The organism is Marinifilum flexuosum (genome assembly GCF_003610555.1).
In the GTDB taxonomy this organism is placed as follows: Bacteria; Bacteroidota; Bacteroidia; order Bacteroidales; family Marinifilaceae; genus Marinifilum; species Marinifilum flexuosum.
On sequence record NZ_RAPQ01000014.1, the window covers coordinates 80,912 to 96,120 of the forward strand.

General features: G+C 36.4%; 13 protein-coding genes. 3 read left to right on the forward strand and 10 right to left on the reverse strand.

Going from position 1 to position 15,209, the window contains the following annotated elements; translation table 11 throughout:
* Window positions 1-13: 13 nt before the first annotated feature.
* The 9 genes from BXY64_RS21495 to BXY64_RS20620 all read right to left on the reverse strand — a co-directional run bounded on the left by BXY64_RS21495 (window position 14) and on the right by BXY64_RS20620 (window position 9,499).
* Window positions 14-211 carry a hypothetical protein gene (locus BXY64_RS21495; protein WP_147376065.1) on the reverse strand — a complete coding sequence of 66 codons (198 nt, stop codon included), beginning with the start codon at window positions 209-211 and terminating at the stop codon, window positions 14-16.
* A 250-nt stretch (window positions 212-461) separates the two neighbouring features.
* On the reverse strand, window positions 462-833 hold the full coding sequence (locus BXY64_RS20585) for a hypothetical protein (protein ID WP_120241849.1): 372 nt from the start codon (window positions 831-833) through the stop codon (window positions 462-464).
* Window positions 834-932: 99 nt separating this feature from the next.
* Window positions 933-1,874 carry an NrfD/PsrC family molybdoenzyme membrane anchor subunit gene (gene nrfD / locus BXY64_RS20590; RefSeq protein WP_120241850.1) on the reverse strand — a complete coding sequence of 314 codons (942 nt, stop codon included), beginning with the start codon at window positions 1,872-1,874 and terminating at the stop codon, window positions 933-935.
* A 160-nt stretch (window positions 1,875-2,034) separates the two neighbouring features.
* Window positions 2,035-2,568 (reverse strand): 4Fe-4S dicluster domain-containing protein, encoded by a 534-nt coding sequence (locus BXY64_RS20595; protein ID WP_120241851.1) that lies wholly within the window; start codon window positions 2,566-2,568, stop codon window positions 2,035-2,037.
* On the reverse strand, window positions 2,565-4,799 hold the full coding sequence (locus BXY64_RS20600) for a molybdopterin-containing oxidoreductase family protein (RefSeq protein ID WP_120241852.1): 2,235 nt from the start codon (window positions 4,797-4,799) through the stop codon (window positions 2,565-2,567). The genes BXY64_RS20595 and BXY64_RS20600 overlap by 4 nt, the downstream gene beginning before the upstream one ends.
* A gap of 188 nt (window positions 4,800-4,987) precedes the next feature.
* Window positions 4,988-5,833, reverse strand: coding sequence for a sulfurtransferase (locus tag BXY64_RS20605; RefSeq protein WP_120241853.1), 846 nt, complete (start codon window positions 5,831-5,833; stop codon window positions 4,988-4,990).
* Between the two features lie 64 nt (window positions 5,834-5,897).
* Window positions 5,898-6,938 carry a porin gene (locus tag BXY64_RS20610; protein ID WP_120241854.1) on the reverse strand — a complete coding sequence of 347 codons (1,041 nt, stop codon included), beginning with the start codon at window positions 6,936-6,938 and terminating at the stop codon, window positions 5,898-5,900.
* Window positions 6,939-7,028: 90 nt separating this feature from the next.
* Window positions 7,029-8,906, reverse strand: a complete 1,878-nt coding sequence (locus BXY64_RS20615; protein WP_120241855.1) for a rhodanese-like domain-containing protein — start codon at window positions 8,904-8,906, stop codon at window positions 7,029-7,031.
* 59 nt (window positions 8,907-8,965) lie between these two features.
* Window positions 8,966-9,499 (reverse strand): rhodanese-like domain-containing protein, encoded by a 534-nt coding sequence (locus tag BXY64_RS20620; RefSeq protein ID WP_170150723.1) that lies wholly within the window; start codon window positions 9,497-9,499, stop codon window positions 8,966-8,968.
* A gap of 360 nt (window positions 9,500-9,859) precedes the next feature.
* Between BXY64_RS20620 and BXY64_RS20625 the strand changes: the two genes are divergently transcribed.
* Window positions 9,860-10,555: a Crp/Fnr family transcriptional regulator gene (locus BXY64_RS20625; RefSeq protein WP_120241857.1), complete on the forward strand. Its 696-nt coding sequence runs from the start codon at window positions 9,860-9,862 to the stop codon at window positions 10,553-10,555.
* 45 nt (window positions 10,556-10,600) lie between these two features.
* On the opposite strand, the gene BXY64_RS20630 is transcribed toward BXY64_RS20625, so the two are convergent.
* Window positions 10,601-12,652 (reverse strand): helix-turn-helix domain-containing protein, encoded by a 2,052-nt coding sequence (locus tag BXY64_RS20630; protein WP_120241858.1) that lies wholly within the window; start codon window positions 12,650-12,652, stop codon window positions 10,601-10,603.
* Between the two features lie 257 nt (window positions 12,653-12,909).
* Here BXY64_RS20630 and BXY64_RS20635 point away from each other — a divergent pair, with 257 nt between their 5' ends.
* Complete coding sequence (locus BXY64_RS20635; protein ID WP_211334568.1) at window positions 12,910-13,497, forward strand: ankyrin repeat domain-containing protein; 588 nt, start codon at window positions 12,910-12,912, stop codon at window positions 13,495-13,497.
* Between the two features lie 81 nt (window positions 13,498-13,578).
* Entirely contained in the window at window positions 13,579-14,664 is a 1,086-nt protein-coding gene (locus BXY64_RS20640) for an acyltransferase family protein (protein ID WP_120241859.1), read from the forward strand.
* Window positions 14,665-15,209 lie beyond the last annotated feature (545 nt).

Genomic DNA, 15,209 nt, shown 5'->3' on the forward strand with positions numbered 1-15,209 from the left:
CGCAAAAAGACATTCAATCCTCTGCAATAGGTTTAAAACTCATGTATTTTATTGATTTTTTTGAGAAAATGTAACATACTTGAACTCGTACAAGTATTTTTTTCACAAAACGGAACGTACGACATCCGTACGGCATTTCTGGTTGGCCGGAAGTGCCATACGAATCTCGTACAACACTTTCGGCTGACCAGATGGCATATACTGAACTCATACGAGCAATTTTGTTCAGAAGATATATCGTACTAAACTCTTACACTACATTTGGTGAACCAGAACTTCCGTACGAGAGTAGCACAAAGGATTTTTTTGACCGGATAACTTGTACCAGACTCGTACACAACATTTGGTCGACCGGAAGCTCTTTACGAGTGTAGTATAAAAGATTTTTCAGTTTGGATGGCACTTACTAGGTTCGTTCACTTGATTTGGTTGCCGAATAACTTTTGTAAAACTTATAAAGTTCAATTACATACCCAATTCATTGCAGCTTTAAGGCTTGCAAATGGTTTTAATTTCGCTTCCTTCAATTTTGCTTGAGCTATTATAGGGAATACAGTCTTTTTAGGTGTATCAACAACAATTGCCAATTTAATATTCTTATAAATTCCTTCATTGTTGATGTGTTTGACAACAATCTCCAGGTCACTTAGTTTAAAATTCAAATTGGCTGATTCAAAATCAGTAACAATACCAATTACATTTTTACAAATTAAACTGTCTCTCATGTGTAAAAATGAATCCAACACTTCATGAATCTCAACAAAACCATAAAAACTTCTGATTATTACACAGGAGTTTTTAACTTCTACTTTGTCATATACTACATCTGCCATAAATCAACATATAAAAAAGAGGATACAAATACTTGTACCCTCTGATCATTACGTGATTAAACCGCTTAGGTTTCCTAAACTACAATTAAAACCTAACCTTTAATATAGATATTTACTTAACTGTCCTGCATCTACCATGATAAAACGGAATATCATTCCACCAAGCAAAATAAGGAAAGCAGGAAAAGCAACCGGGATTTTCTTCCCTCTCAATTCCATAATTTCCAAAATGGCTGGAACCAGTAATCCCAGTACAACTACTCCGCCCCAGAAAGGCAAGGTGTATGCTCCTCCAAGGAATAATTGAGCGGCTTCAATTTGAGCAGCATTACTAGCTAAAAATCCCATAAACAGGTGAATAATAAAGAAGATTTCTATTCCAATCAATATCAAATCAATTTTACTGAACAGCGTTCTTTCCAAATGATCTTTCGACATACACATGATAACCGCAGCTCCTGTAGATAGCCCAGACACTAGGAACAAAGGCCCTAAAATAGATGTATTCCACAATGGTCTTGCATTAAAAGCTGAAAGCAATATTCCAGTATAAATTCCAAGAATAACTGATGATACAATCATTACCCAAGCCAATGGCTTACGGTATTTATTCACTTGCTCTTCTATAAATTCCAACCATTCTACTTTGAATTTCCAATTTGGTACTAGATCTCTCCAGTAGGCAACACACCAAACTATTGATAATGGTGTAACGAGCATTAATACCCATGCTCCCCATGACATTGGGGATTCTAATCGGATAGTAGTATACAATTGCCAGAAATACAGCTTGTTTTTTAAATCAAGGAATAAGGCAAATAAACCAATTACTAAAATTGCAGGCACCAAGAAAGTAGCTTTCCGAACTGCTGTTGGAAGTTCTTTTTCTCTACCCAAAATGGTGTAAAGTGCTGCAAAAAACAATATTCCTGCGGCCAAACCACCTAAAAACAAATACAATGGAATTTCCCATCCCCAAATTGCCAAAACAGGATCAATTTTTGGATTCATTCTTCCACTTATAATAATTTCTTCGTTCATAATTTGATTGTTTTTAGATTCCGTTCATCAGAATTACCCCAGCGCAAAAGAATTCTGACAAACGGAATCCGTTATAAAACTTGAACTTGTTAAAACCTGCCAACCAACCACCATACAAAAACCAACTTGAATAGGCTGATCAACATTATCTTGAATATCATTAAATCAGATAGTAAACATGTGGCTTTGTTCCAACCTCGGGAGCCAACACTTTCCAATCTCTGTTTTGTAACAATTGATATACTTTGCTTTCCTTATCATCCAAGTCGCCAAAGTACATACACTCAGTTGGACAAACCGATACACATGAAGGAAGTTTACCTTCTTGTAGCCTATGGTGGCAGAAAGTACACTTATCAACAAATCCATCGGGATGAGAATAACGAGCATCGTAAGGACAAGACTGCACACAAGCACCACAACCAATACATTCATGGCGAGTAACTTTTACCAATCCTCCCTCTTCGTAATGACTTGCCCCTGTAGGACAACATCTTACACATGGTGAGTTTTCACAATGATTACAACGCTCCGATCTTAATTCGATACTTACATTTGGAAATGTACCCTTTGCATGTTCAATCACCCAATCGCGACAATACCCAATTGGCACACGGTTTTCGTTTTGGCAAGCTACAACACAGTCGCTACAGCCAACACATTTCTTTGTATCAATTACCATTGCATATCTCATGATACTACCTCGCTTTCTGGTTTATCGGTTACAAAACTTACAAAGTTACCACGCATTCCGGTTCCTCCCATTACTGGATCAACCATTACATTCGTAATCAATTGAGAATCGCTTATTCCTTTACCAAATGATCTCTTTAGTTTCTTATTGGCTCTACCAAATCCATGAACCATATAGACATTGTCTTTACCTATTCGTTCCGTTACTCGTACTTTAATAGGAAAGTCTGAAACTACACCATCCTGATTCTTCAACCAAACTTCCTGACCATTCTCCAAATTGTTATCGGCAGCAACAAAAGGATTTACCCAAAGACTATTCTCACTCATCAACTCATTCAAATTTGGGTTATTGGCAGTTCTGCCAAAAGTATGCATTGGTGCTCTACCGTAATTCAAACGATAGTATCCAGTTGGTGGCTCAGGGTGTGGTGTGTAATTTGGAATCGGATCAAATCCTTCCATTTCCAAATCCAATGAATACAGTTCAATCATTCCTGTAGATGTACCAAACTCATGATAATCGTCCGCTTCAATAAACATTGGAGTTTTACGTTCCATTTTAAGAACTCCCTTTTCTTTCATTTCTGCTAATGAAGAACCCATTTGCTTCAATTGCCAATCAATTACTTCACCATAGCTTTCATAATTGAAATGCTTCGATAGTTTTAATTTCTTAGCTAATTTTCTAACAATCCAATCTGATGGTTTTGATAGATATTTTGGCTTAACAGCAGGAACTCTTACCGCCACATTTGGGAACCTGTTCGGAGACACTCGCATATCATCGTAACGTTCCAAATAGGTGCATTCAGGCAGAATAATATCTGCATAACCTGTAATTTCCATAGGCATTGTATCTACCACTACCAATAAATCAAGATTCTGAATTGCCTCTAAGGTTCTCTTGGTATCAGGAATTGTTGAGATTAAATTCGTACCTACAACAAACCAACCTTTAATCTTATAATCAGATTCATTATTAGGATGAGACATATCCACAAATACATTTGCTATCGATGATCCTGCCAATGCATATGTACCATCCAAATGATCTTTCCAGGTCCAGTTTACAGGTGGATATCCAGGGTGTGGATAAGAAGCTACCTTTGCTTTTTCCGGGAAATAGAAACCACCCTTTCTTCCCCAGGAACCTAACAATGCATTAAGCATGGCCATTGCTCTCAATCTTTGTGTATCATCGCCGTACCATGTTACATGTCGTCCAGGATGAATTAAAGTTGCTGGAGCATGGAATGCCATTTCTCGTGCTGTCTGTCGAATTACATCAGCACTAATGCTTGTAATTTTTTCTGCCCACTCAGGCGTTTTGTCAGCAACATGAGCCTGCAAATCTTCCAGGCCGTAAGCATATTGCTCTATATATTTCTTATCGTATAATTCTTCGCTAACAATTACGTTCATCCATGCCAGAAGCAAAGCGATATCAGTAGCTGGTTTAATCGGCAACCAATACTTCGATTTACTTGCTGCTGTTGATAATCTTGGATCAACAGTAATAATTGTAGCTCCACGATCAATGGCTTTCGACATTTCCTGCACATGAGAGTTGTGCATGTTCTCTCCAATATGATTTCCGATTAATACCAGGCATTTGGTATTCTCAAGATCGACTGGTTCAGGAGAGTTGATATTTGATCCGAATGTAGTATTGAACCCAACTTCACGTGGACCACGACATTGTGCATAAGAAGGAGCTGTAATGTTTTTAGAACCAAAAGCTTTAAAAAGTTTTCCAAAATGTGCACCACCTGATCCATGTTTGAACAAGGCAAGACTCTCTGGCCCACTTTCTTCCTTAATTTCATTCATTTTTTCTGCGATAAAGCGGAAAGCCTTATCCCAGCTAACTTCCTTAAAAGTTTGTTTTCCATTTTCTTCAACTCTCATTAAAGGAGTCTTCAAACGATCAGGATCGTTGTACATTCCTAAACCGCCAGTACCACGAGGACAGAACCTTCCGTTTGAATGCGGATCATCCTCATTTCCTTCTATTTTCCAGATTTCACCTTTTTCGTCGGTGTAAACCCAACCGGCACACTTCCAGAAACAAACTTCGCAGTATGTTGGGAAGCGCTTTATTTTCGAAGCATCCATTGGTTCAGCAGCATTTACTTGCCCTATCATGGCATTTAAAAGCGGATTGGCCAATACCAATCCTCCTGCGCCAATTGCGGATAACTTAATAAATTCTCTTCTCGATTTGTTCATCAGATTGTTGTTTTATAATTGAACTGATGCTGTTAGAACAAACACCTGTTTATTCAATTTCGTTGAGTCTTTCAACTTTCAACAGGACTTAAAGCCTCTACAATTTCTATTAATTTGTGTAATAGCAGAATAGCTTAAACTCATACCCCCCGAGTACGAAGGGCATGAATTGAATTTATGAAAAGAAACTACTTTTGAACAGTTTCAGTAGCGGTCCACTCAAATAGAGCACCGTCATATACTTTTACTTTAGGATAAGCTAAAGCCGATTTTAATGCCATGTAAACCACACCGGCACGAACGCTAGATTCACAGTATAAGATAACTTCCTTATCCTTGGTAATACCAGCAGCATTGAATAAAGCCTGTAATTCTTCTTTAGACTTCAACTTGCTTTTGCTAGTCATAACCTTTTTGAATTCAAGGTTAATGGCATTTGGTATGTGTCCTTTAGGCAATTTTGATTCCTTAATTCCCTTGTACTCATCAGCTGAACGAACATCTACAACAACAGCAGCTGAAGAATTTGATGCTTTTTTCACCTGTACGATATCAGCAATAGCAGCCTTATTAAGAGCTACATTAAAAGTTGTTGCTTTTCTTTTAACAGGATTTTTGGTTACCGGCTTACGAGCCATTCTCCAGGCTTTCATATGTCCGTCAAGAATTTTCACATCTTTTGCGCCTAAATATTTCAAAATCCAGTATACACGTCCTGAATATTTCCCAGATCCATTATCATACAAAACAATTGTATTGGTATTACTAATACCTTTCGCTCCTAGAATCTTAGCAATTTCAGCAGTTGATTTTAATGTACTTTTGGGTTCAGCTTTGTAAAGATCCTTGTGATTTACATGAATTGCGCCATCAATATGAACCTTAGCGTAATCAGTAGCTTTACGTGTACTCACAAGTACTACATTATCATTCCCTTTAATTTTCAAGAATTCCTTAACTGAAATTACATCTTGAGCAAATGTCATTTGAATGCCTAAAAAGCAAACAAAAACAAGTAATAATATCTTTTTCATAATCTTTAGTTTTTAACAGTTCAATGAATTATTGGGAGCCAAATTGGCTCCCTTGTAATAATTTTTAAAATTTAACAGTTACCTGCAACATGAAAATATCGTTATCAATTTCATCGGCTCTTTCAGCACGATACACATAGTTTGCCTGAATTTTTGTCCAATCGTTTAAGAAGTAGTTTAAACCATAAGTAGTACAGAATTCTGTATTGTTACCCATATCTTTATCTGAATCAAAAAATTCACATTTAAATACTGGCTGCAGGTTGTTTTTAAACTTGTACATTGCCATGATAAATCCACCATCGCGCTTAACACTACCTTGATGCAGTGTTAGCTCTTCGCCACAACCACCACCGGTTGTATAAGATCCAACATCTTTACCATACAAGTATTCAGCTTGCAACATAAAAGCTCCTGTTTTGTACTGAAGGTCAGCACCCCATCTGGTTCTTTCATCATCTGGCATGCCAGCTGTTGCTGAAGCTGATTCTCCATACTTATAACTTGCACCAATTTTGAAATTCTTGTGAGGATTTACCACCACACGTGCAGCATAATCTTTCTTTTTATTGTCATCCTTATCAAACAATCCGTTACCATTGGTTACGGCAACACTGTATTGGAATAATGTAGTGTCTGATCCACCAAGAACCATAAAACCACGGTCGCGATCAGGAGTTGCCAATTGCTCAACTACTCTTGAACGGTTAATTGTGTGCAATTTGTGACATGGAGTGTTTAATTCCAATGAAATAGGCGACTTGAAAGACCCCATAGAGATACGAGCGAAATCGTAGCGTGAATAAGTTACAAATGCATCCAACAGGTAAGCATCTCCATCATGTCTTTGGTTATCAGGACTTGCTTCCAGCACTACATAGTAACTGATATCATAAGGGATTTTCCCCATTACACCAATTCTAGCTCTATTAAAATCAAAAGTATTGGTATCATCATTTGCAGCATTTTCGTTATACTGATATTTAGGTTGAATAAAACCAAAAACATTAACTCCCTCATCTGATGGCTCATCACATCCTTGCGCATTTACCAGCATAGGAATACAAAAAGCAAGTGCAAATAGTAATGCATATAATTTTTTCATGATTATCTTTTTTTTAGGTTATGGGAATTATATCGGTGAAATACAATTCCCGATATTCGGTTAGTTGTATGAATATATCTTGTTCCTGTACTAGTTTACTAATGGTAAATCAGTTGTTGGAGCAACAAACTTATGGCTCTCTAATGATGGATAAATCATTTTGTTAGAACCAAACTTTAATGATACAGCATCATAACCAAGTACATTTAAATATGCCGTAATCATAGAAGAAGTTTGACCTGTCCAACAATAGGTACAAATTTGAGCACTTGCATCAAGATTAGCCAATTCACCACCTTCTATGCTTAATGGTTGAACTCTATATGCACCAGCAATATGCCCGTAATGGTCAACATCGGTTTGCGCCCAATAGTTGTTTATGAAATAGTTCGATGGTGATGTCAAAACATCTGTAGCATTAACACCTTTAAATCCATTCGTTGTCATAGCAGTTACTCTTTCCTGAAGAATATTAGCTCCATCAGTATATGTTGACATTACGCTTGGGTAATCGAAAGATTGATTGCTTTCTACAGCAGAGGTAACCCAATTTGAATGACCTTCGGCAACTGCACCGTTGGTAGCACCTGAATTACTTTCCCAAGATCCTGATAAAGTTGAATTCCATCCACTCATTCCCCATTTTAATACCTTAGCGTCTGTGTATCCGCTTAAGCGAAGTGCAACTACTGCATGAGAAGCTGTTTGTCCTGTATAACAAGCTACCAATATTGGCTTTGTTGTACTTGCTGCATCTGATACAATATTTCCTAAAGTAGAATTGATTGCACCTTCGATATGGCCGGCATTGTATGCATCTGCAGATCGAATATCTATAATATCATAAGTTGAAAGGAAAGTTGCTAAGTCAGCCTGTGCCGGAGCTCCTGTAATCCATCCGGTTAAAACATCCGGTAAATCAAGATCATTAGCTACCAGGTAATCGGTTAAGGTTCCAAAAACATTTGTTGGTGTAGATGTAACAAGCGGTAAATCAACGGTAGGAGTAACAAACTTATGGCTTTCTAATGTTGGGTAAATCATATTATTTGAACCAAATTTCAACGAAACAGCATTATACCCAACAACATTTAAGTATGCTGTAATCATTGATGAAGTTTGACCTGTCCAGCAATAAGTACAAATTGTAGCATCAGGATCAAGATTAGCTATCTCATTGTTTTCAAGACTTAAAGGTTGAATTCTGTATGCACCGGCAATATGTCCATAATGATCAACATCATCTTGCGACCAATAATTATTAATAAAATAATTAGATGGAGTAGTTAATACATCAGAAGCATTAACACCTTTAAAACCTCCCAAAATCATTGCATTCACTCTCTCTTCAAGAATAGCAGCTCCACTTGTAGCTGTTGTATTGAATCCAGGATAGTTGAAAGTTTGGTTGTTTGCAATTGCAGGAGTAGTTAACCAATTTGCATGACCTTCACCAACAGCACCATTTTCGGCACCTGATTTTCCTTGCCAAGGTCCTGATAATGTTGAGTTCCAACCACTCATCCCCCATTTTAAAACTTTTGCATCTGTGTAACCACTCAAACGAAGAGCAACTACTGCATGAGATGCTGTTTGTCCTGTATAACAGGCAACCAAAATAGGCTTAGTTGTATTACCTGCAGTATTTAAAATATTCTCCAATGATGAATTAACTGCACCTTCAATATGACCAGCAGCATAAGCATCTGCAGATCGAATATCAATAATATCATAAGTATCAAGGAAAGTAGCCAAATCAGCCTGCGCTGGAGCTGCTGTAATCCACCCAGTTAAAACATCTGGAAGATCAAGATCGTTAGCAACCATGTAATCCTTTAAGGTTTCAAAGTTTTCCGATAGATCAGGACCTGGTTCAGGGGTATAAACATCATTTTCTTCCTTACAAGAGGACAGAAATAATGTCGGCACCAATGTAAAAATAAAGAAATACTTCATTAATTTTTTCATGACTCAATAGTTTAGATTTGTATTAGTTTAGGTTATAATTCAGGTTAGATAGTTCAAGTTTAGCATCCGCCGGAATCTTCTTCTTCGGAGGCAGCATATTCCATCCCACCTTCTTCAATATTATCTTCGCTGATTTCGGGATAAGCTTCGTGCCAGCCATGCCAACCTCCACTTATTACCTTTACATTTTTGTAGCCCAATTGCTGTAAGCGCAATGCTGCCAATGGACTGCGGTTACTTTTCTTACAATAAAGAATAAGTAGTTCCTCTTTTTCCGGCACATAAAGTCCTTCCTCATCCCATACCTTTTCGCTTCCAATTCTGAATTCAAGAACACCACGCGGAATAGAAACCGAACCAGGTATATAACCTTTATCGTGTTCCTTAGGGAGTCGCACATCCAATAGTACATATGGATCTTCACCATTCATTAAGCTGTGAAAATCACTCACAGATATCTCAGTAACATTTTTACGGATATCAGCTACCATTTCATCAACACTTTCGTAAGACTTAACAGGACCATTTGAATCGCTGTTACATCCAACTAAAGCAATAAGGCAGATAAAGAAAAAAGCCTTGATTGTTTTCATAGATTCAATATTTAAGTTCAAAAACTGTAACATTTTGATAAGAATTATTAATTTTGTGCACCTTTAAAACGATTGCAATTATTTTGTTAAAAAAATCTTTACCAGATTAAATACTGTTACAATTGGCTGATTAAAGATTTATTTCTCTATTACAATATTACAGGATTCCTACATCCAATTCGAGAAAATCATACCGCAATCCCTCAACCCGGAATTGGTAATTTGAAACAAATAATTTGACGTCGGAAAGATGTTTTCTTGATCTATTACATGTTTTTTTCTGACTTATAACATGTTTTTATACTCTAAATTTGTATATATTTACAGGACTAGATACAAAAACCAAAACCCCCTAGGCCTATGGCAATGCCAGTAAAAACAACCTGTTGCAAAGAATGCGTCAGCAAATCTGCTTGCTTCAAAGAACTATCTGAAGAAGAACTAGTTCTGATCGACCAAGGACGCTTCGAAGTCACTTTTAAAAAAGGAGAAGTAGTATGCAAGCAAGGAATGCTTGCCTCACATTTGATCTATATTAAGAAGGGATTTGTAAAATTATACATCGAAGGAGGCCATAACAAGAACATCATTTTAACTATCGAAAAGGATGGCTACATGATCGGATTACAGTCTCTTTTCGGTAATAGTGTTTTTCATTACACGACGGTGGCTTATGAAGATACTTCCGTATGTTTATTCGAGATGAGTACCATTAGTAAAATCATTGAACAGAATTCTGGATTCGCTTCAAAATTAATTGCTCGCTTAAACGAAAATACCATTCGCGGTTACGGACGATTGTTCTGTTTGACCCAGAAACAAGCAAGTGGACGATTGGCAGATATTCTTCTTTGCTTGTCTGATCGCCTCTACAAAAGCAATAATTTTGAAATGGCCTTATCACGAAAAGACTTGGCAGAAATTACTGTGATGTCTGTAGAAAGCCTTTCTCGTGTAATCAAAGAATTTAAAGAAGATAAAATCATATCCTTAGAAGGAAGAAATCTTGAAATTTTAGATCGAGAAAGATTAGAACGAATTTGTGAAACAGGATAATCTTCTTCAAGATACAAAAAGGGTTCTGTTAAGAACCCTTTTCTTCTATATCAACTTTTGATCTTTTAGTGTTTTCTTCAACCTTTCGTGTCGTTTGTTAAATTTATCCTTTAAAATATCAATAAACTGCCTATACTCTTTCGTTTCCAGAATATCATCAAACAACGGATCATCCTCCAAAAACATGATCACCCACAAAGAATACTGATCTTCTTCAGCAAATAGATTCAGTTCTTTAAAGGCTCTTTCTTGATCTCCCTCTTGCACTGCACAAACTGCCAAACTTAAATGCTTGTATATTGAACTGTGTGTGTTCGCAAATTCCCGATAGGAATCAAATAGCAATTTGGCTTCTTGATATTTGCCCACTTTTGCATATACATGAGCAATTTTAGAATCCTCACCTGGGTAGATATCTAATTTCCGATCCTTTCTGGCTTTTACAAAAATGCTGTAGTACTTATAAGCTTCTTCATAGTCTCGTTGAGCGTAACAAACTTTTCCTATTTCCTGCAAAATATCCAATCGTGTCTGATCTTTATTCCAGGCAGCAATAAGCAGTTGTTTCGTTTCATTAAAATCTTTGTTTTTTGCCAACAATATATATGCCTTTAAATATTCAGAAAATAAATTAGTCGGATTGTGATTCAGAGATTTGTTGATGTACATCTCTGACTCCTCTATAAATCCAGATTGTATTAACGCATTACTAACATGTAAGTAAATGAAACTGGCTGTTACAGAATCATTGGCCGCAATGTTTAATTGTATCCCTTTCAATGCATATTCCAGATATTTCTCAGAATTAGGCATATAATTCGCATAGAAATTCGACAGGTAATTTAAAACGTAAGCAGAATTGGGATTATACTCTAAAGCTCTTTCAAAATAAGGCACTGCTGCTTCATTTTCTCCCTTTGCCAAATACGATAAAGCCTTTGATATCAAACTCTGATAATCCTTGGAATCATAAAGCATGGCCTTATCAGCATTGACAACAACCCTATCAACGTATACTTTCTCAGCTTTAAAAATGTCTAAATAGTAATAACCAATTGACTTAAATGCATATGCACGAGCAAATTTATCATCCAATTCAATTGCTTTATCAAGGTGAGAAATTGCCTCAAGCAATACTTCTCTCTTTTCCTGTCGCATTAATTCCAGGGCTTTTAGATACTCGTCATATGCCTCGAGATTATCCGTAGGTGTTTTGGCTATTAATGATTCCTCTTCAGGAGTAATAATAGCTTCCACGCTTGTGGCAATCTTTTTGGCCACTTCCCTTTGCAGATTAAATATATCTTTTGCCTTTCGATCGTACTGTTCTGCCCACAAATGCTTATCGTTACTGGCTTTAATCAGCTGAATATTCAACAAGATCTGATCTCCAATTTTCTGACCACTTCCCTCTACAAAATAACTTACACCCAATTCCTCCGCAATTTCTGGAATCGTCAGGTTTGAATTTCTATACTTCTCAACCGATGTTCTACTAATTACCCTAACATCCTTAATTTTCTGTAAATGATTCAAAACAGATTCCATCAATCCATTTACAATATAAACATTGGCTGAATCTTTACTATCGTTCTTAAATGGAAGCACTGCAATTGACTTATCCTCCTCTTTGTGATTAAACTGAAATGGATTTATAATAAAATAAGTTGACACAATACTCAGTATAACAGCTAATGCAATAATTACACGACCTTTGCGCTTTTTTGGTTTCTCTACTTCAATTTCATTCTCTGGTGTTTCATGTTTGCCTTCTTCTCCTGGAGGATATCCATACAATTCCCTATAGCACTTTATAAAGTATGATGTGCTGCTAAAACCAACCTGATAGGCAACTTCAGATACATTAGAATCTCCGCCTAATAAAATATCCTTCGCATTTTCAAGTCTGATTTGCCTGATAAACTGACTAACGGAAAGATTGCATTGCTTTTTTACTTTCCGTAGGAGATTAGAACGACTCATTCCTATTGCATCAGCCAATTCGGAAACACCAAAACTCTCATTGGATAAGTTTTCTTCAACAATTTCCTTTAGCTTCAATAAAAAATCATTCTCTTCAAATTGGTTCGTTGCCATTATAGTGGGATAAAAGGGTCATCAATAATTCGTGAAAAAGATACAAATAATATCAACATCCTGACTTAAATAATTCGTCTGTAATTCCACCAAATTGGGGCTTAGTAAGCAAGGCTTGCATCATATTTTATACATGTGCGTCATAATTTACACTGGTTGTCAAAAGCTTATACACTTCGATTTTTAAATCATATGACCTGCATCACGATTTCCCAGACCTTTACATCAGATAAATGTTGAACTAAAAATCAGTAAAAATGAAAGCACATAAATTATTAGCATTTGGAATGTATTTCCTATTTGTATTGGCAGTTTATTCATGCGAAAACAAGAATTCTAAATCATCAGACAGTAAATCAAATACTGCTGTAAAAGTAAAAGCTCCTAAAACCGATATTCATGCAGCTACATTCATGGGTAAATTAGAAATGGTAGAGCAACACATTGCAGCTGGAACAAATTTAAACAGCAAAGAACCAATTGGTGGATCTACTCCTTTAATTACTGCATGTTTATTTGGCAAAACTGAAGTTGCAAAAGCTCTTATTAATGCTGACGCAGATTTAAGTATTAAAAACAATGACGGCTCAACCGCACTTCATGTGGCTGCATTCTTTTGTAGAACCGAGATTGTTAAGGCGCTTATTGAAAAGGGCGCTGATCAGAGTATAAAAAACAATGCTGGTGCAACTGCATTGGAAAGTGTTTCTGCTCCATTCGCTCAAGTAAAAGGTGTTTATGAATTCTTTAATAAGGAATTAGGTCCTCTAGGCTTAAGGTTAGATTTTGAAAGAATTGAAAAGGCTAGACCTGAAGTTGCTGAATTATTAAGCAATCAGGGCTAAGCTTAGAATTAATTAAATTGGAAAATTATACTGATATAGAATCATTCTTCGATTCTATATCGGTATTTAAAAACACAAATCATGACAACGACAGAAAGAAGATACGATATAGATTGGTTAAGAGTGATTACCATAGGATTGTTATTGATTTACCACATAGCAATTGTATTTCAACCTTGGGCGCCATTTATAGGTTTTATTAAAAGTGAAACCTCAATGGAAAGCATCTGGATTCCCATGTCAGCACTGAATATCTGGAGAATACCTTTACTATTTTTCGTTTCGGGAATGGGCGTTTGCTTTGCCATGCGCAAAAGATCTGGAGTACAATTGCTTCAGGAACGTAGTATTCGAATATTAATTCCTTTTCTATTTGGGATGCTTTGTGTTGTACCACTACATTTTATAGTTTGGCAGCATTATTACAATCAGGATATAGAATATATGGCAAACCCAAGTCACTTATGGTTTCTGGGGAATATATTCGCCTATGTATTGATATTATTGCCTCTGTTCCTCTATATGAAAAAGAATCATTTCGTGATAAAAAGTTTGTTGAATAAAATATTCAAAACACCTTTAGGATTACTAGCAGTAATAATCCCTTTTGTATTGGAAGCCATCCTAATCAATCCGAATCCATTTGAAATGTATGCAATGACTGTGCATGGATTTGTTTTGGGTCTGTTAGCATTTTTCTTTGGTTTTGTATTCATTCTGGCTGGAGAAACCCTTCGAAGAACTTTGGTCAAATGGAAATGGCTCTTCCTATTTCTTGCTGTAGGTTTGTATACAAGCCGTTTGGTAGCTTTCGAATTACAAGCACCAAACTACCTGATGGCAATAGAGTCAAACATATGGATTTTTGCTGTATTTGGATTTGCTTTCCAATACCTAAACAAAGCGAGCAAAGTTTTGACTTACCTAAGTGAGGCTGCCTATCCGATTTATATTCTTCACATGGTGATGCTATTTGGTGCATCTTACCTGATAATTCCTTTGCAAATGCCGGTATTCTTACAGTTTGTATTTATCAATCTGATCACATTTACAGGATGTTTTGCATTGTATGAGTTTGTAATTAAACGAAGTATTGTATTGAGACCTTTGTTTGGTTTGAAAATAAAGTTGAAACCAAAATTAGAATTACAAAAACAAATTCCGTAATCTCAAAAAGAATAATGGAATCATATTACGGTGCTCCGCACCTAATGATTTGGTAATATCTTAGCATCTATAAATATGACGCAACTCCGTTGCTTGATTCTATATCTTGGTGCAGAGCACCATGATCTTTATAGAGAAAGAATTATTATATGAAGAAAAGGTACAGAGTACCGCAATATATTATAATCAATGCAATCAGTAATTTCACCATGATGAGTGAAGTGATATAAATCAAGAGTTAAAATTCGAATCCAACCATATATAGGGGCGTTAGCCCCGACATCTTCGTAATTGTTTTGTTACCAATTGCAATATAGGGGCGCTAGCCCTGACATCTGTTTATTCCATACCAATTATTCTGCATTCAGATATCAGGGCTAACGCCCCTATCCTATTCATATGAACTATTTTGCTACTACTAAGATTACAGGGCTAGCGCGCCTTTTTACTTGATACTCTCACTCACAGTGTTATTGGTAATCTCACTGTGAGTGAGAATACCAAGTTGTAGTGCTATTTATTCGGAATACGAAGTACTGCTTGCC

Excerpts from the sequence above, each read along its gene's own strand:
- BXY64_RS20640 (WP_120241859.1), top strand. The coding sequence starts at position 13,579 with ATGACAACGACAGAAAGAAGATACGATATAGATTGGTTAAGAGTGATT.
- BXY64_RS20620 (WP_170150723.1), bottom strand. The coding sequence starts at position 9,499 with ATGAAAACAATCAAGGCTTTTTTCTTTATCTGCCTTATTGCTTTAGTT.
- BXY64_RS20600 (WP_120241852.1), bottom strand. The coding sequence starts at position 4,799 with ATGAACAAATCGAGAAGAGAATTTATTAAGTTATCCGCAATTGGCGCA.
- BXY64_RS20625 (WP_120241857.1), top strand. The coding sequence starts at position 9,860 with ATGGCAATGCCAGTAAAAACAACCTGTTGCAAAGAATGCGTCAGCAAA.
- BXY64_RS20585 (WP_120241849.1), bottom strand. The coding sequence starts at position 833 with ATGGCAGATGTAGTATATGACAAAGTAGAAGTTAAAAACTCCTGTGTA.
- BXY64_RS20630 (WP_120241858.1), bottom strand. The coding sequence starts at position 12,652 with ATGGCAACGAACCAATTTGAAGAGAATGATTTTTTATTGAAGCTAAAG.
- BXY64_RS20615 (WP_120241855.1), bottom strand. The coding sequence starts at position 8,906 with ATGAAAAAATTAATGAAGTATTTCTTTATTTTTACATTGGTGCCGACA.
- BXY64_RS20610 (WP_120241854.1), bottom strand. The coding sequence starts at position 6,938 with ATGAAAAAATTATATGCATTACTATTTGCACTTGCTTTTTGTATTCCT.
- BXY64_RS20635 (WP_211334568.1), top strand. The coding sequence starts at position 12,910 with ATGAAAGCACATAAATTATTAGCATTTGGAATGTATTTCCTATTTGTA.
- BXY64_RS21495 (WP_147376065.1), bottom strand. The coding sequence starts at position 211 with ATGAGTTCAGTATATGCCATCTGGTCAGCCGAAAGTGTTGTACGAGAT.
- nrfD (WP_120241850.1), bottom strand. The coding sequence starts at position 1,874 with ATGAACGAAGAAATTATTATAAGTGGAAGAATGAATCCAAAAATTGAT.
- BXY64_RS20595 (WP_120241851.1), bottom strand. The coding sequence starts at position 2,568 with ATGAGATATGCAATGGTAATTGATACAAAGAAATGTGTTGGCTGTAGC.
- BXY64_RS20605 (WP_120241853.1), bottom strand. The coding sequence starts at position 5,833 with ATGAAAAAGATATTATTACTTGTTTTTGTTTGCTTTTTAGGCATTCAA.